The sequence below is a fragment of the Enterobacter sp. D2 genome (assembly GCF_034427575.1).
GTDB classification, from domain to species: domain Bacteria; phylum Pseudomonadota; class Gammaproteobacteria; order Enterobacterales; family Enterobacteriaceae; genus Enterobacter; species Enterobacter cloacae_M.
On the sequence record NZ_JAXQPP010000001.1, the window covers coordinates 1,990,557 to 2,007,840 of the forward strand.

15 protein-coding genes are annotated in these 17,284 nt (G+C 52.6%); 10 read left to right on the forward strand and 5 right to left on the reverse strand.

The features are described from left to right. Positions 1-4: 4 nt before the first annotated feature. Complete coding sequence (locus SPG90_RS09580) at positions 5-3,682, reverse strand: glycosyltransferase (protein ID WP_126303817.1); 3,678 nt, start codon at positions 3,680-3,682, stop codon at positions 5-7. Between the two features lie 92 nt (positions 3,683-3,774). Beyond that, the gene (locus SPG90_RS09585) at positions 3,775-4,626 is read right to left on the reverse strand and encodes a flagellin domain-containing protein (protein ID WP_045356863.1); all 852 of its coding nucleotides are present in this window, start codon (positions 4,624-4,626) and stop codon (positions 3,775-3,777) included. A gap of 366 nt (positions 4,627-4,992) precedes the next feature. On the opposite strand from SPG90_RS09585, the gene fliD reads away from it, so the two are divergent. From fliD to amyA, 4 genes are read left to right on the forward strand one after another with little or no spacing between them, the layout of a single operon-like run. Beyond that, a complete protein-coding gene (gene fliD / locus SPG90_RS09590) occupies positions 4,993-6,429 on the forward strand; it encodes a flagellar filament capping protein FliD (protein ID WP_045356865.1) in 1,437 nt (478 codons plus the stop codon). A gap of 9 nt (positions 6,430-6,438) precedes the next feature. Beyond that, entirely contained in the window at positions 6,439-6,849 is a 411-nt protein-coding gene (gene fliS, locus SPG90_RS09595; protein ID WP_045356867.1) for a flagellar export chaperone FliS, read from the forward strand. After that, positions 6,849-7,223: a flagella biosynthesis regulatory protein FliT gene (gene fliT / locus SPG90_RS09600; RefSeq protein WP_045403218.1), complete on the forward strand. Its 375-nt coding sequence runs from the start codon at positions 6,849-6,851 to the stop codon at positions 7,221-7,223. The genes fliS and fliT overlap by 1 nt, the downstream gene beginning before the upstream one ends. Positions 7,224-7,274: 51 nt before the next feature. Beyond that, positions 7,275-8,762, forward strand: a complete 1,488-nt coding sequence (amyA, locus tag SPG90_RS09605; protein ID WP_045356878.1) for an alpha-amylase — start codon at positions 7,275-7,277, stop codon at positions 8,760-8,762. 138 nt (positions 8,763-8,900) lie between these two features. Here amyA and yedD read toward each other — a convergent pair whose 3' ends face one another. The 3 genes from yedD to fliE all read right to left on the reverse strand — a co-directional run bounded on the left by yedD (position 8,901) and on the right by fliE (position 10,600). Beyond that, positions 8,901-9,314, reverse strand: coding sequence for a lipoprotein YedD (gene yedD / locus SPG90_RS09610; protein WP_126303819.1), 414 nt, complete (start codon positions 9,312-9,314; stop codon positions 8,901-8,903). Positions 9,315-9,422: 108 nt separating this feature from the next. Continuing rightward, on the reverse strand, positions 9,423-10,217 hold the full coding sequence (locus SPG90_RS09615; protein WP_045403211.1) for an FkbM family methyltransferase: 795 nt from the start codon (positions 10,215-10,217) through the stop codon (positions 9,423-9,425). Between the two features lie 68 nt (positions 10,218-10,285). Further along, positions 10,286-10,600 (reverse strand): flagellar hook-basal body complex protein FliE, encoded by a 315-nt coding sequence (gene fliE, locus SPG90_RS09620; protein ID WP_008500329.1) that lies wholly within the window; start codon positions 10,598-10,600, stop codon positions 10,286-10,288. 228 nt (positions 10,601-10,828) lie between these two features. Between fliE and fliF the strand changes: the two genes are divergently transcribed. Genes fliF through fliK form a run of 6 tightly spaced genes read left to right on the forward strand, consistent with a single transcriptional unit; the run spans position 10,829 to position 17,266 of the window. Continuing rightward, positions 10,829-12,508: a flagellar basal-body MS-ring/collar protein FliF gene (gene fliF, locus SPG90_RS09625; protein ID WP_126303821.1), complete on the forward strand. Its 1,680-nt coding sequence runs from the start codon at positions 10,829-10,831 to the stop codon at positions 12,506-12,508. Further along, the gene (gene fliG, locus SPG90_RS09630) at positions 12,501-13,499 is read left to right on the forward strand and encodes a flagellar motor switch protein FliG (RefSeq protein WP_023312301.1); all 999 of its coding nucleotides are present in this window, start codon (positions 12,501-12,503) and stop codon (positions 13,497-13,499) included. Before fliF ends, fliG begins: the two co-directional genes overlap by 8 nt. Next, positions 13,492-14,199 carry a flagellar assembly protein FliH gene (gene fliH / locus SPG90_RS09635; protein ID WP_023312302.1) on the forward strand — a complete coding sequence of 236 codons (708 nt, stop codon included), beginning with the start codon at positions 13,492-13,494 and terminating at the stop codon, positions 14,197-14,199. The genes fliG and fliH overlap by 8 nt, the downstream gene beginning before the upstream one ends. After that, complete coding sequence (gene fliI / locus SPG90_RS09640; protein ID WP_023312303.1) at positions 14,199-15,569, forward strand: flagellar protein export ATPase FliI; 1,371 nt, start codon at positions 14,199-14,201, stop codon at positions 15,567-15,569. The genes fliH and fliI overlap by 1 nt, the downstream gene beginning before the upstream one ends. A 21-nt stretch (positions 15,570-15,590) precedes the next feature. Continuing rightward, positions 15,591-16,034, forward strand: a complete 444-nt coding sequence (gene fliJ, locus SPG90_RS09645; RefSeq protein ID WP_023312304.1) for a flagellar export protein FliJ — start codon at positions 15,591-15,593, stop codon at positions 16,032-16,034. Next, positions 16,031-17,266, forward strand: a complete 1,236-nt coding sequence (gene fliK, locus SPG90_RS09650; protein WP_322408104.1) for a flagellar hook length control protein FliK — start codon at positions 16,031-16,033, stop codon at positions 17,264-17,266. Before fliJ ends, fliK begins: the two co-directional genes overlap by 4 nt. Positions 17,267-17,284 lie beyond the last annotated feature (18 nt).

Genomic DNA, 17,284 nt, shown 5'->3' on the forward strand with positions numbered 1-17,284 from the left:
AGCATTAGCCTATCCATGCACGCTGCCAATCATCCAGACCGCCATCTCTTAACATCCAGTCGCGATGCACTGCTTTGCGCAGTTCTTCACCAGCCTTCTCAAGCGCGTTCCAGTCGTGAATGTATTCACGAACTGCAGCAATCCACGCATTAGGGGTATTTTTTACCCGATGAACGGGCAGGCCACAGCGATAAGGCTCGATATCCGTGCAGATAATGGGGAATCCGCAACTTCCCAGTTCTAAGAGACGTAGATTACTTTTACATTCGTTAAACAGATTCTGTTCGAGCGGGACCAATGCCAGATCAAGATCAAGTTCACTCAGCTTTTGCGGATAATGCTCAAAAGGCACAGGTAAATGGAACTCGCACGCGACGCCTTCAGGCTTCATCCCCATAAACACCCATTCCACTTCATCTTTTAATTCAGAAATGATCGGTAATAATATTTCGAGATCGCCCGTATGGCTCGCCCCCCCCGCCCAACCTACACGCGGTTTTTTACCGCGGCGTTTAGCGGACTTGAGGTTCCCCCACAGTTCTATATCCAAGCGATTTTTGGCCACGCGGATATCCGAATGAAAACGAGAATAGGCTTCAGCCAGCGGCTCAGTTGATACGACAACCCAGTCAGCCTGGGCCAGAGCCGAGGTCAGTCGATTCTGGATGTCTTTTGGTACATTTTCCCTGAAGATATTTTTCTCAGGGACGTCTAAATAGTAATCATCAAATTCCATAATAATTTTGGCATTACAGACCTGACGATAGCGTTGTACTGTCTGGGGAATATCATCGGCGATAGGCACTTCAAGGATCAGGCGATCGGGCTGGAACTGCGCTACTTCCATCACCGTAGGCAGGCCGAGGATCAAACCTCCATCAGCCTTCAACTCTTGCTGAAGCGCGTGAAGAGGTTTAATGACGCGATAATTTCCGCATCCTGTCCAGTTAATGTGGGTCCCCATGATCACAGGTAACGGCTTTCCGGGCAGCGCATGCGGTAAGCGCGACATGCGTGTGTTCAGGCTGAATGTCGACCCGAGACGATTCATATTTGGATTGTAATAAGGATCACGTGCCAGTTCTGCTCCCCACTTCTCCAACAGCACATCATTGCATGCTTCATCCGCATGAGTAGCGACTGCAAATTTTTCAGGGAACAAACGCGAAGCTCCGCCAAGGTGCTTAACTCGGCTAAACGGTGTCCATAGGGTTATATACCCTTGCGCTTTCGCTTTTAATGCCAAATCAACGTCAGCATAGTAGATCGGGAAATTCTCCTCATCGAATCCGCCAAGCTCATCAAATACGTCTTTACGCACCATCATGCATGCTGCACTTACTGCATGAGCGCCCCGAGGGATCTTCAGCCGGCTAAGGAAGCCAGTGTCATCCGGTGAGCTCCCTTTCCCACAGACAACCACGCCGTCATTGATGCCTGTAATATACCCACCATGCTCCAGCGTACCATCCGGATATTCAAGTTTACTCCCGACAATAGCGACTTCCGGGCGTTGAGTGAGTTCGACTAAAGCCCCCATCCAGTTGCCATCGTGAATTTCAATATCATTGTTCATGAACAACAGGTACTCACCTGTTGCATAACGGCTAGCGTAGTTGTTGATAGCAGCAAAGTTGAATGCAGTTTCCCAGCGCAGAACTCTAATTTGAGTCAGTTGCATCGACTCTAGCTGATCCAGATACCTTCTCGCATCCTCATCAGTTGAACCATTATCAACAATGATGATTTCATACTGATGGTAAGCAGTTTTCTCCATCAAAGAATCAATACAGCGCTGGAGCAACACCAGACGGTCCCTGGTCGGAATAATCACCGACACCTTCGCGATAGCGGGAAGTTGATACGTCACGAACTGGACGCCAGGCTCTTCGCCGAATGCGATCGTTGCACGTATGCCGCAGCGTGAGAGATGTGCGGCGGTGATAATTTTCATTTCATCAATGATAGCGGGTTTTTTACACCATTCGCTCATACTGATGGTTCTGGCGACCAGCGCCTCAGGAATATGACCGACCGCGAACGGTCCTTCTTCTTCAATTAATTTCCAGCAAAGATCGATATGACTGAGATACAGGCAGTCTGGATTAAATCCATTGCGCCGACGTAATGCATCTGTCGAAATAAAGGCACTGGAGCCGATATAAGGATGCGCACGCAACATATCTATATCGCATTCCGGCTTAAGAATTAAGCCATCTTCCTTATCATCACGGATAATGAGTTCATCAAAATACCAAAACGCCTTCTGCGGATCCCGCATCGTAAACTCGGCACAGGTAAGTAGTGCATGCTCTTCCAGGATATCGCCTGCCTCTATAATGAGCAAATTAGCGGATGCGATCCCGTCCACCGCCAGATTCAGATCACCCACGAAGCGTATTGTCGAATCGTCAGTAATAGAATGCGATGATTGCTTACCTACGACGATGAGTGAATCGGCAGTTAATGTCTGGTTATTAACAGAGCGTAAACTCGCACGCAGCTTATCTCGTTCGCCTTCACGATCGATGATTATGACCGAAATACTGGCGCAGGCAGGGAAAGACTGAAGCAACGTACCTATAATTGCGGAACGCAATGATGTCGGTTTTCTATCATTCATCCAGCTACCGACTGACCGCGTTGTTTCTTCCCCGAAACTGTCCATAACCTTGCGGTGAAACTCGAGATTGCGGTACTGTTCTTGCGAAATTTTTAATACTTTTGGCGCAGGCAGACGTTCGAGTATCCGTCCAACACAGGCGTCTAAAGAAAGCTGCGCGTTTGCTTCAGCCCGGTATTCCCAAGCCCATTGGGCTGCCTGAGAGTAACCGTCAAGGATCTCTTTTATCCAACGGTTTTGGTTAGCGATTTTGGGAGCACCTGTCAGTGCAAAGTGATAATCACTGCGTTCCAGCAGATTTGCTTCTGTTAGATAACCGTGTGAGGAAATACCGTCTGATATCACAACTGGTAAACCCATGCCCATGGCAAGTACAACTCGGGCTTCATCACCAATAATAAGCTGATATTGTGACAGCAACGCTGGCGTTACAGGACCTGGCGCAGAGTCGAGATTATAGTAATCCAGTTCAATATTTCTGGTCTGGAATGACTCGGTGAGCTCAACTAAATTTTTATTATACCCACTGGAGATCAGCAGTGCTTTTTCGAGTTTATCAGTGAATACACCTGAGGCAGACGCAAATTGATTATTAACGGTGAGCGGGAAAATCTTGATTCGAGGTTGTTTAATTCCCTTTTCAACTAAGCGGACATAGCTAGCGGTAGAGCAGGCAAAACTGTTGCAGGAAAGCGCATTTTCCACATCAGCGCCGTAGGGTAAATCATAATCAGCGTAACTGTAAAAGTGATGGAAGAAGACTCTGGAAACCCAGTCTCCTTGCATAAAAATCGTGTTCAGCTCGGCGGGTATATAGCCGTTAAATATCCACATCAGGTCATAGAAAGCGTGCAACTGACCATCGGGTTGTTCCAACAAGCGAATGGTTTTATTTTCGTTTATAACATTCAAATTGTTGAGCCAATACCGACCCGTGGTTTTGGCAAAAACATCGACCTGCCAGTTGTGACGATGAAAATATTCTATCAAATCAAAAAAGATACTCTCGTGTTGACCATAGTGTTCAAACCTGTCAATGGTAAGTAAAATTTTGCGCATAATATTTTCAAGTCTATCAACATTTAATTGGAGTTGGAGAATATAACAAAAACCCGGCAACGCCGGGTTTTTGAATATTAAGGACGTAAGAATTAACGCAGCAGAGACAGCATAGACTGTGGAACCTGGTTTGCCTGAGACAGAACAGAAGTACCAGCCTGTTGCAGGATCTGTGCACGTGACATGTTAGACACTTCGGTTGCGTAGTCAGCATCCTGGATACGAGACTGTGCTGCAGACAAGTTAGTTACTGAGTTGTTCAGGTTGTTAACGGTAGATTCGAAACGGTTCTGCATTGCACCCAGGTTGCTACGCGCACCGTCGATACCTTTAAGCGCAGTATCAACTGCGTCAATAACCGCTTTTGCAGTGGTGTTGTCGCTGATAGATGCCGTGCCGCCGGACAGGGCAGTACCAGATGCCAGAGAGCTGAGCTTAGCATTGATCAGAGAGTCAGAACCGATGCTGATGGTATCGCCAGCTTTGGTGTTTGCACCAACCTGAATGGTTACGCCGCCGCTCTGAGAACCATCCAGCAGGTTTTTACCGTTGAAGTTTGCAGCACCTGCGATACGGTCGATTTCAGACAGACGCTGGTTGATCTCGGTGTTGATGGAGGTCATGTCAGTGTCTTGGTTAGTGCCGTTTGCTGCCTGTACGGACAGTTCACGGATACGCTGCAAGTTGGTGTTAATTTCGTTCAGGTTGCCTTCAGCAGTCTGAATCATAGAGATGCCATCGTTGGCATTACGAGCAGCCTGAGTCATGCCCTTGATCTGAGAATTCATGCGGTTAGCAATCGCCTGACCAGCAGCATCGTCTTTAGCGCTGTTGATACGCAGGCCAGAAGACAGACGCTCAATCGCGGTACCCAGAGCAGACTGAGATTTGTTCAGGTTGTTCTGAGTAGACAGGGATAACAGGTTAGTATTGATTACTGACATAATTTAATTCCTTCAAATTGGATTCTAGGGTCGGTGCTTAACACTCACGGCGTCTCTCACCGTCAAAAAGGTTATCGACGAACGTTTTGAAGACTTTAGAATTTTCATTGAATTTTTTTTAACGAGTTAATTTGTAAGGAAAAAATTTAAATCACCATACCAAAAACAGAATTATTTATGGCGTTCATCTTTGTCGGGCTATACGCAATACCCTAGGGCTGCATCCTTCATACCGTTAACGAAGAGGGTATATGCCGAGGAGAATACCGCTTATTCAACCGATAATTTTCTTAGCTAATGGTTAAACTATTTTCTCAAGCCGCCGATAACTAGCTGAAACTACCATTGACTAAAGGAAACAATCTAATGGCAAGTGCAACAATCAGTAGTCTTGGCGTAGGCTCAGGTTTGGATCTACAGACGCTCTACACGAATCTTGAAAATGCTGAAAAAACAAAATTAACGACAATAACGAATCAGCAAACCTCTTATAACGCGCAACTCAGTGCGTTCAGTAAGCTGCAAAGTGCGATGCAAACGCTCAATACCGCCACTGCAGCGCTTTCTAAAACTGATACATGGAACGCAACAGCCGTAGGATCGACCAATAACTCCTTCACGGCAACCACAGCCACGGGCGCTACCGTCGGTAGCTATACCGTTCAGGTCAAAGCGCTGGCAAAAGCGCAGGTACTGACCACTGCCAGCCAGACTAGCGCGACTTCACCGTTAGGCGCGACAACGGGTGCAACCCGTACAATAACCATTGCACAAGCCGGCTCAACAACGCCGCTGACCGTTACACTCGGCGATTCCGATACCTCATTAAATGGAATTGCCAGCGCGATTAACAAAGCGAACGGTAACGTTACTGCTACCGTCGTTAAAGCGAAAGACGGTGACTATACTTTAATGCTGACATCAAAAACATCTGGTACAGCAAATGATATGACGGTGAGCGTCTCAGGTGACAGCACATTACAAAACGTCATTGGCTATGATTCATCGACTCACACAGGGGTGATGAATCAACAGACGGCATCCCAAAATTCGCAAGTCATTATCAACGACATTACGATTGAGCGTTCAACTAACACGATTACTGATGCCCTACCGGGTATTACCCTGAGCCTTAAAAATGAAAGCACGAGCAGTGAAAATCTAAATATCACCCGTGCTGCTGACACCACACAGAAAGCCATTACTGACTGGGTAACGGCCTACAACGCTTTACAGTCCACCATTACGTCCGTCACAAAATATGTAAAGGTTGATGCCGGTGAGAGCCAGTCCGCAAATAATGGCGCGTTAATTGGTGATAGTACGGTACGTTCGGTGCAGTCGCAGTTACGTGGATTATTAACTGAGGTGCAGTCAGGCTCTTATGCAATCCTGGCTCAGCTTGGCGTGACGCAGGATACCGCAACGGGAGCAGACGGTTCATTAGGCAATCTTAAGGTTGATTCCAGCAAATTGAGCAAGGCGTTAACGGATAATCCAGAAGCGGTACAGGAATATTTTGCCGGTGATGGCAAGACAACCGGACTCGCGACACAAATGGGTACGATGCTCACGAATATGTTGAGCACAACAGCGGGCAAAGAAGGGATTATCAAGAATGCTACTGATGGTATTAACACGACACTGAAAACGCTTGACAAACGCTATGATGCGATGGAAGCCAATATAGAAGCCACAATGGCGCGATATAAGGCGCAATTCACTAATCTGGATACGTTGATGAGCAAAATGAACAATACATCCACCTATCTGAAACAGCAATTTAGTTCCTCTAGCAGTTAAGGAATAATCATGTACTCACAAATTGGTGCACGTGCATATCAACAAATTGGTCTTGAAAGTGCGGTAATGAGTGCAAATCCGCATCAACTTGTGACCATGCTATTTGACGGGGCACTCAGTGCCCTTGTCCGTGCCCGGCTTTTCCTCAACGAAGGTCGTATTGCCGAGAAAGGGGAAGCACTGTCGAAAGCAATAAATATCATCGACAATGGTTTAAAGGCTGGCTTGAATATGGAGATCGAAGGTCCGCTTTCCGCGAACCTTGCTGCACTGTATGACTATATGATTCGTCGTCTGTTACATGCTAATTTACGTAATGACGAAGGGGCTATCCTCGAAGTTGAGGAATTATTGAATAACATTGCTGACGCGTGGAAACAAATTGGCTCTAATGTCTCCTCTAACCAGGATAATCTTTAATGAACACCCCCAACTCTGTACTTAGCGCCTGGCAGGCGCTACATAATCTCAGCCTTTCCATGCTTAAGCTGGCTAAAGCCGGTCAATGGGACGATCTAATCACACATGAAATTACTTATGTTCAACTTATTGAACATATATCGCAGAATCCAATAACATCAGCTCCGCGGCCTCACATCGAACAGGCCAGATTGTTGCTTGAAAATGTGCTTAAAAATGAAAGCGAACTCAAAGAGTTACTGGCTATGCGTATGGAAGAGCTCCGCATTCTTATTGATCAAACCGGCAAACAGCAATCCATCACGTCTACCTATGGAAAGCTGTCAGGGAATATTCTTTATCCAGAAAGTTTTACCCGCGACACACAACTATGATTTCTTCATCCATACTCCAGAAGTCTGCCAATGGCTTCTGGAGCAAGGATGATGAAAAACCCCACCCTGTTACAATGTTTTCACTGGTACTACCCTGCTGGCGGTGAATTGTGGCGAGAGGTCACGGCGTTAGCTCCCAATCTTAACGAAATCGGCATCAACATGATCTGGCTGCCGCCCGCCTGTAAAGGGGCATCCGGCGGGTATTCTGTCGGCTATGACACCTATGACCTGTTCGATCTTGGCGAGTTTGACCAGAAAGGCAGTATCGCCACGAAATACGGCGACAAGGCGCAGCTGCTGGAGGCCATTGATGCCCTCAAAAGCAACGACATTGCCGTGCTGCTGGATGTGGTGGTCAACCACAAAATGGGCGCCGATGAAAAAGAGCCCGTGCGCGTTCAGCGCGTGAACGAACAGGACCGCACGCAAATCGATGACGAGGTCATTGAGTGCGAAGCCTGGACTCGCTACACCTTCCCTGCCCGGGCCGGGCAGTACTCACAGTTTATCTGGGACTACAAATGCTTCAGCGGCGTCGACCATATTGAAAACCCCGATGAAGACGGCATCTTTAAAATCGTCAACGACTACACCGGCGAAGGCTGGAACGATCAGGTTGATGATGAGATGGGCAACTTCGATTACCTGATGGGCGAAAATATCGACTTTCGCAACCACGCCGTGACCGAGGAGATCAAATACTGGGCCCGCTGGGTCATGGAACAGACGCGCTGCGACGGTTTTCGTCTGGACGCCGTTAAGCATATTCCCGCCTGGTTTTACAAAGAGTGGATTGAGCACGTCCAGGAAGTCGCCGACCAGCCGCTGTTTATCGTGGCGGAATACTGGTCCCATGAGGTGGATAAACTTCAGGCCTATATTGACCAGGTCGAAGGCAAAACCATGCTGTTTGATGCCCCTCTGCAGATGAAATTCCACGAGGCGTCACGTCAGGGCCGGGATTACGACATGAGCCAAATCTTCACCGGCACCCTGGTAGAAGCCGATCCGTTTCATGCGGTCACCCTCGTCGCGAACCATGACACCCAGCCTCTGCAGGCGCTTGAAGCACCGGTCGAAGCCTGGTTTAAACCGCTGGCGTACGCGCTGATCCTGCTGCGGGAAAATGGCGTGCCGAGCGTCTTTTATCCGGATCTTTTCGGCGCCAGCTATGACGACGCGGGAGGAGACGGTGAAACGTACCATATTGATATGCCGGTCATTGAGCAGCTTCACGAGCTGATCCTCGCACGCCAGCGTTTTGCCCACGGCGTGCAGACGCTGTTTTTCGACCATCCAAACTGCATCGCCTTCAGCCGCAGCGGTACGGAAGACGATCCCGGGTGCGTGGTAGTGCTGTCGAACGGGGATGATGGTGAAAAAGTGATTTGTCTTGGGGAAAACTACGGCAACAAAACGTGGCGGGATTTTCTCGGCAATCGCGAAGAAACCATCACCACGGCGGCGGATGGCGAAGGGACGTTTACCTGTAATGGGGGAAGCGTCAGCGTTTGGGTGATAGAGGATGCGCTGTAGTACTGGCAAAGTGCGGCCTGATGCCCTCACCCCGTCCCTCTCCCACAGGGAGAGGGCGCAAACACCAAAAACGGCAACGAGGTTGCCGTTTTGCTTTTAACCGCAGGGTAAGCGTCAGCGCCACCCTGCAATAAACGGCTACGGTTGTTTACTCTCGAGCGGATTCTTGCTCAGGTAATCGGCACACTCAACCGTTGGGCGGTCGACCTTCTGCAGTTCCAGCCCGTCGTACTCAAGCGTCGAGCCGTCGCGCTCCAGCGGATAGATATCCAGCTTACGCGTCACGTTGTAATAACTGTCTGAACGCAGCATGATTTTACCCGGCACGGCAATCACGCGCTGCCACTGACGGCAGTCCAGCGTATCGCCCTCTTCCGTCACCACCAGCGTGGCAATCGCCTTCGGGCTGACCATGTTGCTCTGCGGCCCTTTCGACTGCCAGTATCCGGCCAGATTTGCCGGGACAGGATGTTTGATCACATCTTGATAGTTATCCACCTGGACACACCCGGCAAGGATTATCAGAGCGCCTGTGACTGCTAACTTTTTCATGAAAAATCCAGGTTAATGAAAAAATTCATTTTGGCATTAAAACGCGCGCAACTCTAGTCAGAACCCTTTATGAAATAAGAATTACCTATTGCAGATGACTCATAGACTTTATGCCACACGTACGACGCGAGTCAGTTGATCATTTTGATCGCGAAGGAAATCAACTTTCGCCTCATTTTTAGGATGGTGAGCCAGATAATCATCAAACTGAATATGTTCTACTGTGTATCCCAGCTCAAGAATAAAGGTCATCAATGCCTCACGCTGTTCCTTAAACCAGGGTAAATCCCATGCTTCGAAAGAAAAGGGAGGGAAATTATTATGCTCAAGGAATCCGACGGCACCTTTTAAAACTTCCAGTTCCAGGCCTTCGACATCAATCTTCAAAAATCGCGTTTTCTGTTCAAACAGAACATCATCAAGTTTGATAATTTGAACGACATCTTTTTCTCCGCTCATCGCCGCCTCTACTCCCGTGTTTGAACGATATTGCTCAATCATGGAAAAACCACCAACGTTATACATTTTATGGTAGTCAGGTACTGGCAACTCAAGTATCCCATTTGCCGCACCAACCCCTTTGTTCAGGGCTGTTACATTATTGAGACGATTGAGGAAAATATTTCCGCAGAGCTGATAATACACAACCTTTTGTGGTTCGAAAGAATAAATATGGCCATTTTGCTCATTCAGCATGAGTGCTGTAGGTATGGTATACGCCCCCAGATTTGCCCCGAGATCGAACACTATAGGCTTATCAAAACCTCTGGTGAATTCACCTGTAATAGCAAAAAGCCAGTTTTCCCAGTTGTCCTGGGTAAAGAGGTGATTGGAAATGACATCATTGCCAAAGGTCAGAAAGCTACCTTGTGATGAGTTAACGACGTGAACTCTTGGTAACATAAGTAATCCTGTAAACTTTCTTTGTAAAAAGAAACTACGTCTGAAATCTCGGTAAGACATTTCACTGCCTAAACCTGCATCCCCATCACTTCCTGATACGCAGACACCAGCTTGTTACGCACCTGGATCCCCATTTGCAGAGAAACCGAGGCTTTTTGCAAATCGGTCATCACATCATTCAGCGCCACGCCCGGCTCACCGAGGGTGAACTTTTCGGCCTGAGTGCGCGCGGCGGTCTGGGTATCACTGATACGGTCAAGAGCGGCATGCAGTTGCCCCGCGAAGCTGATGCTCGGCTGCTGATCTGCCACATTCTGATTACGGGCCGTCATCGCCGTTGCCTGCAACTGACTGATTACCCCTTCAATGCCCTGTATAGCCATGACTCTCCCCTGGATGGTTTTTTACGCGGTCAAGACTAACAGCTTGTCAATAAGATAATGGCGGTAAATAGCATGAAAAAACCAGGTTATTTGACGCATAGAAAATCACGAATCATCAAATAATGGCAGGGCCATCAATATGGAACTTTTGTCGTGTTTGCCGACCCGGGAGTCAGTTTTGTTTCTCTACACGAATAACGTAAACCACCAGGATTTAAGAGGTGCGCAATGAGTGCAACAGCATCGACAGCGCCGCAGAATAAATCACTCGAGTGGATGAACCGCCTTCGCGCGAATCCTAAAATCCCGTTGATCGTGGCAGGCGCTGCCGCAATTGCGATCCTTGTAGCGATGGTCCTGTGGGCGAAAAGCCCTGATTACCGGACGCTCTACAGCAACCTTTCCGATCAGGATGGCGGCGCCATCGTCACCCAGCTTACCCAGATGAACATCCCTTATCGCTTTGCCGATAATGGCGGTGCGCTTGAAGTACCGGCAGATAAGGTGCACGAGCTGCGTCTGCGTCTGGCTCAGCAGGGGCTGCCGAAAGGCGGTGCGGTTGGCTTTGAGCTGCTGGATCAGGAAAAATTCGGTATCAGCCAGTTCAGCGAGCAGGTGAACTACCAGCGTGCGCTGGAAGGTGAACTGGCCCGCACCATTGAAACGTTAGGCCCGGTGAAGAGTGCCCGCGTGCACCTGGCGATGCCTAAACCTTCTTTATTTGTCCGCGAACAGAAATCACCTTCGGCTTCCGTTACCGTGAACCTTGAGCCTGGCCGCGCGCTGGACGAAGGGCAAATCAGCGCGGTGACGCACCTCGTTTCCAGCGCCGTCGCCGGCCTGCCGCCGGGTAACGTGACGCTGGTCGACCAAAGCGGTCACCTGCTGACGCAATCCAATACCGCCGGTCGCGATCTGAATGATGCGCAGCTGAAGTATGCCGCCGATGTCGAAAACCGTCTCCAGCGGCGTATTGAAGCCATCCTCGGCCCGGTGGTGGGTAACAGCAACGTGCACGCGCAGGTTACCGCGCAGATCGACTTCGCGAATAAAGAACAAACTGAAGAACAATACAGCCCGAACGGCGATGCGGCTCAGGCGGTGATGCGTTCACGCCAGATCAATTCGAACGAACAGATCGGCGGTGCCTACCCGGGCGGCGTGCCGGGCGCGCTGTCTAACCAGCCTGCCCCGGCTAACGCGGCACCGATCTCTACGCCGCCGGCCAATCAGCAGAACGGTCAGCAAAATAATCAGCAGACCACCTCAACGACCAGTAACGCCGGTCCGCGTAGCAGCAGCCGTAACGAAACCACGAACTACGAAGTGGATAGAACGATTCGCCACACTAAACTGAACGTTGGCGATATTCAGCGTCTTTCCGTTGCGGTAGTGGTGAACTACAAAACGCTGGCGGACGGCAAACCGCTGCCGTTGACCGCCGAGCAGATGAAGCAGATTGAAAACCTGACCCGTGAAGCGATGGGTTACTCCGAGAAGCGCGGCGATACCCTCAACGTGGTGAACTCACCGTTCAACTCGGTTGATGAGACCGGCGGTGAACTGCCGTTCTGGCAACAGCAGGCGTTTATCGACCAGCTGATGTCCGCAGGACGCTGGCTGCTGGTGCTGATTGTCGCGTGGCTGCTGTGGCGTAAGGGCGTTCGTCCGCAGCTCCAGCGCCGTGCTGAAGCCGAAAAAGCGGCTCGCGAGCAGATGAATGCGCGCCAGGAAACGGAAGAAGCGGTTGAAGTGCGCCTCAGCAAAGATGAACAGTTGCAGCAGCGTCGTGCTAACCAGCGCATGGGCGCTGAGGTGATGAGCCAGCGCATTCGCGAAATGTCAGATAACGATCCGCGCGTCGTGGCGCTGGTCATCCGCCAGTGGATGGGTAACGAACATGAGTAATACGCTTACGGGCACCGATAAAAGCGTCATCCTGCTGATGACCATTGGCGAAGATCGCGCGGCAGAGGTGTTTAAACATCTCTCCCAGCGAGAAGTGCAAATTCTCAGTGCGGCCATGGCCAACGTGCGTCAGATCTCCAACAAGCAGCTGACCGAAGTGCTGGCAGAGTTTGAACAGGAAGCCGAACAGTTTGCCGCGCTGAACATCAACGCCAACGACTACCTGCGCTCCGTGCTGGTCAAGGCGCTGGGCGAAGAGCGTGCCTCCAGCCTGCTGGAAGACATTCTGGAAACGCGCGATACCGCCAGCGGTATCGAAACGCTCAACTTTATGGAGCCGCAGAGTGCCGCCGACCTTATCCGCGACGAGCACCCGCAGATTATCGCCACCATCCTTGTCCACCTCAAACGCGGTCAGGCGGCAGATATTCTGGCGCTGTTCGAAGAACGCCTGCGTCACGATGTGATGCTGCGTATCGCGACCTTCGGCGGCGTCCAGCCGGCCGCGCTGGCGGAGCTGACCGAAGTGCTGAACAACCTGCTCGACGGTCAGAACCTCAAGCGCAGCAAAATGGGCGGCGTGAGAACGGCGGCGGAAATCATCAACCTGATGAAAACGCAGCAGGAAGAGGCCGTCATTACGGCGGTTCGCGAATTCGACGGCGAGCTGGCACAGAAAATCATCGACGAGATGTTCCTGTTCGAAAACCTTGTCGAAGTGGACGACCGCAGCATCCAGCGCCTGCTCCAGGAAGTGGACTCCGAGTCGCTGCTTATCGCCCTCAAAGGCGCCGAGCAGCCGCTGCGCGAGAAGTTCCTGCGCAACATGTCTCAGCGTGCGGCCGATATCCTGCGCGACGACCTTGCCAACCGCGGCCCGGTTCGTCTGTCTCAGGTGGAAAACGAACAGAAAGCCATTCTGCTTATTGTTCGTCGTTTGGCGGAAACCGGCGAGATGGTGATTGGCAGCGGAGACGACACCTATGTCTAATGAGCTGCCCTGGAAGCGCTGGACGCCGGACGATCTGGCGCCTCCCCTCTCCGAGTTCACGCCGGCCGTCATCGCAACCGAAGAGCTTGACCCGGACGTCGAGCAGCCCGAGCTGACCGAAGAGGAGCAGCAGGCCCAGATGCTGGCGCAGCTGCAAATGCAGGCGCACGAGCAGGGCTATAACGCCGGTCTGAACGAAGGCCGCCAGAAAGGCCACGAGCAGGGGTATCAGGAAGGTCTGGCGAAAGGGTTAGAGCACGGTATCGATCAGGCGCGCCAGCAGCAGGCGCCGATCCATGCCCGCATGCAGCAGCTGGTCAGCGAGTTTCAGCACACCCTGGACGCGCTGGACAGCGTGATTGCCTCGCGACTGATGCAGATGGCGCTGGAAGCCGCGCGTCAGGTCATCGGCCAGACGCCCGTGGTGGATAACACCGCGCTTATCAAACAAATTCAGGGTCTGCTTCAGCAGGAGCCGCTGTTCAGCGGGAAACCTCAGCTGCGCGTCCATCCGGACGACCTGCAGCGCGTTGAAGAAAGCCTGGGCGCGACGCTTAACCTGCACGGCTGGCGCCTGCGCGGCGACCCGTCGCTACATCACGGCGGCTGCAAAGTCTCTGCCGATGAAGGCGATCTGGATGCCAGCGTCGCCACCCGCTGGCAGGAACTGTGCCGCCTGGCGGCACCGGGAGTCGTCTGATGACCGCGCGCCTCACCCGCTGGCTCACCACTCTCGACAACTTTGAGACGAAGATGGCGCTACTGCCATCCGTTCGTCGTTATGGGCGACTGACGCGCGCCACCGGCCTGGTTCTCGAAGCCACCGGCCTGCAGCTTCCGCTGGGCGCGACCTGCGTCATTGAGCGTCAGGATGGTCTGGAAACGCGTGAAGTTGAAAGCGAAGTGGTCGGGTTTAACGGCCAGCGCCTGTTCCTGATGCCGCTTGAAGAGGTGGAAGGCATTCTGCCCGGCGCGCGCGTGTATGCCAAAAATATTTCTGGCGACGGGCTGCAAAGCGGGAAACAGCTGCCGCTTGGCCCTGCCCTGCTGGGCCGCGTGCTGGACGGCAGCGGGAAACCGCTCGACGGACTGCCCTCCCCGGACACCACCGAAACCGGCGCGCTGATCACCCAGCCGTTCAACCCCCTGCAGCGTACCCCTATCGAGCATGTGCTGGACACCGGCGTGCGCCCGATTAACGCCCTGCTGACCGTGGGACGTGGACAGCGTATGGGCCTGTTCGCCGGCTCAGGCGTAGGCAAATCCGTCCTGCTCGGCATGATGGCGCGCTATACCCAGGCCGACGTGATCGTCGTGGGGCTGATCGGCGAACGTGGTCGTGAAGTAAAAGACTTTATTGAAAACATTCTGGGTGCGGAAGGCCGCGCCCGCTCGGTGGTCATCGCCGCACCGGCAGACGTGTCGCCGCTGCTGCGCATGCAGGGTGCCGCGTATGCTACCCGTATCGCCGAAGATTTTCGAGACCGCGGCAAGCACGTGCTGCTGATCATGGATTCCCTGACCCGTTACGCGATGGCGCAGCGTGAAATCGCGCTGGCCATCGGTGAGCCACCGGCGACCAAAGGCTACCCGCCTTCGGTCTTCGCCAAACTCCCTGCGCTGGTGGAACGCGCGGGGAACGGCATCAGCGGCGGCGGCTCCATCACCGCGTTCTATACGGTACTGACGGAAGGCGATGACCAGCAGGACCCGATTGCCGACTCCGCGCGCGCGATCCTTGACGGTCATATTGTGCTGTCGCGTCGTCTGGCCGAAGCCGGACACTATCCGGCCATCGATATTGAAGCCTCTATCAGCCGCGCAATGACGGCGCTGATAACCGAGAAGCACTACGCCCGCGTGCGTAACTTCAAACAACTGCTTTCCAGCTTCCAGCGCAACCGCGATCTGGTCAGCGTGGGGGCGTATGCCAAAGGCAGCGACCCGATGCTCGACAAGGCGATTAGCCTGTGGCCACAGCTGGAGGCATTTTTGCAACAAGGCATTTTTGAACGCGCCGACTGGGAAGATTCAATTCAGGCACTGGAGCTGATTTTCCCGCAGGTGTAACACAGGTGGAGGGCGAAGGTCATGGCGCAAAACAGCGCGTTATCAACGCTGAAAGATCTGGCTGAAAAAGAAGTTGATGATGCCGCATTGCAGCTAGGCGCAATGCGACGCGGGTGCCAGCAGGCTGAAGAACAGTTGAAGATGTTGATCGACTATCAGCATGAATATCGCACCAACCTCAATACCGATATGACACAGGGCATTGGCAGCCAGCGCTGGATTAACTATCAGCAATTTATCCAGACGCTGGAGAAGGCGATAGATCAGCATCGCCAGCAGCTTAACCAGTGGACCCAGAAAGTCGATACCGCGCTCAATTTCTGGCGCGAGAAGAAGCAGCGGCTGCAGGCCTGGCAGACTTTACAGGACCGACAGATCGCGGCAACGACCCTGGCGGAAAACCGTCTGGATCAGAAGAAAATGGATGAGTTTGCCCAGCGCGCATCAATGAGGAAACCGGAATGATCACACTGCAACAACTGCTGATGAGCGACAGCGACCTGTCAGGCGGCACGCAAACGGGGAAAGGCGCCGACGGTGCACAGGATTTTCTTTCTCTGCTGGCGGGCGCCCTCTCGGACGCAACGGGCAAGGGCAAAGATGCGCCGCTGACCCTGGCCGATCTGAAAGCCGCCGGCAGTAAGCTGTCGAAAGTGGCTCAGGACGCCAAAGGGGATACCACCCTGCAGGCAAAAATTGCCGACCTGCTCTCGCGCCAGCCCGCGCTGAAAGGCGATGAAACGTCGCCGATCGCGTCGCTTGATACGCTGGTTTCCGGGCTGGTGCCGCTGTCTAAGGGCGACGCGCTGAAGACGCTCAATGCGGCAAACGGCAAAGATGACGGTAAGAGCGACCTGAGCGAAGAAGAGCTGGCCGGATTAAGCGCGCTGATGGCGATGCTGCCGCACCAGCAGCAAACTACCGCCTCTCGCGTGGCAGGCAACGAGAGCGTATCCGCCACCTCAACGCTGAATTCCGCGACGCTTTCGCAAAACGGCGCGGGCCAACCGTCCCTGAACGCGCCTCCGGGTAGCCATGATAAAGCGCAGAGTTCTACGCCTTATCAGAGCCAGGTGAAAAATAACGAGCCGGCCCTGCAGGGCAACGCGCCTGCTACACCGGCCGTGGCCGCGGCGGCAGAGAAGCAGGAGCTCGCCAGTTCGTCCTCTTCATCATCACCAACGGCTACCCTGGCACCGATTATGTCCAGCCATGTGACCAGTCAGACGGCCGCCACCGTTGCCATCGCGCCGGTGTTAAGCCAGCCTCTGGGGACCCACGAATGGCAGCAGTCCCTGAGCCAGCATATCACCCTGTTCACCAAACAGGGCCAGCAGACGGCAGAGCTGCGCCTGCACCCGGAAGATCTGGGTCAGGTGCAAATTTCGCTTAAGCTGGATGACAATCAGGCCCAGCTGCAGATGGTCTCTGCACACAGCCACGTTCGTGCGGCGCTGGAAGCCGCGCTGCCGGTACTGCGGACCTCACTGGCGGAAAACGGCATTCAGCTTGCGCAGAGCAGCGTCAGCAGCGAGAGCTTCGCCGGGCAGCAGCAGTCCTCATCCCAGCAGCAGCACCAGGCTTCGCGTTCCGGCAACACCGGCGGTTTTAATGAAGAGAGCGATGAGTTACTGCCTGTTCCTGCCGCCCTGCAGTCCGCAGCGCGCGGTAACAGTGCCGTAGACATCTTCGCCTAAACGCCAGAGGTAGCGTGA

Bases quoted from the DNA above. Each gene is read 5' to 3' on its own strand.
- fliG (WP_023312301.1), top strand. From the start codon at position 12,501: ATGAGTAATACGCTTACGGGCACCGATAAAAGCGTCATCCTGCTGATG.
- amyA (WP_045356878.1), top strand. From the start codon at position 7,275: ATGAAAAACCCCACCCTGTTACAATGTTTTCACTGGTACTACCCTGCT.
- fliJ (WP_023312304.1), top strand. From the start codon at position 15,591: ATGGCGCAAAACAGCGCGTTATCAACGCTGAAAGATCTGGCTGAAAAA.
- SPG90_RS09580 (WP_126303817.1), bottom strand. From the start codon at position 3,682: ATGCGCAAAATTTTACTTACCATTGACAGGTTTGAACACTATGGTCAA.
- fliS (WP_045356867.1), top strand. From the start codon at position 6,439: ATGTACTCACAAATTGGTGCACGTGCATATCAACAAATTGGTCTTGAA.
- fliI (WP_023312303.1), top strand. From the start codon at position 14,199: ATGACCGCGCGCCTCACCCGCTGGCTCACCACTCTCGACAACTTTGAG.
- fliD (WP_045356865.1), top strand. From the start codon at position 4,993: ATGGCAAGTGCAACAATCAGTAGTCTTGGCGTAGGCTCAGGTTTGGAT.
- fliK (WP_322408104.1), top strand. From the start codon at position 16,031: ATGATCACACTGCAACAACTGCTGATGAGCGACAGCGACCTGTCAGGC.
- fliF (WP_126303821.1), top strand. From the start codon at position 10,829: ATGAGTGCAACAGCATCGACAGCGCCGCAGAATAAATCACTCGAGTGG.
- fliH (WP_023312302.1), top strand. From the start codon at position 13,492: ATGTCTAATGAGCTGCCCTGGAAGCGCTGGACGCCGGACGATCTGGCG.
- SPG90_RS09585 (WP_045356863.1), bottom strand. From the start codon at position 4,626: ATGTCAGTAATCAATACTAACCTGTTATCCCTGTCTACTCAGAACAAC.
- fliT (WP_045403218.1), top strand. From the start codon at position 6,849: ATGAACACCCCCAACTCTGTACTTAGCGCCTGGCAGGCGCTACATAAT.
- fliE (WP_008500329.1), bottom strand. From the start codon at position 10,600: ATGGCTATACAGGGCATTGAAGGGGTAATCAGTCAGTTGCAGGCAACG.
- yedD (WP_126303819.1), bottom strand. From the start codon at position 9,314: ATGAAAAAGTTAGCAGTCACAGGCGCTCTGATAATCCTTGCCGGGTGT.
- SPG90_RS09615 (WP_045403211.1), bottom strand. From the start codon at position 10,217: ATGTTACCAAGAGTTCACGTCGTTAACTCATCACAAGGTAGCTTTCTG.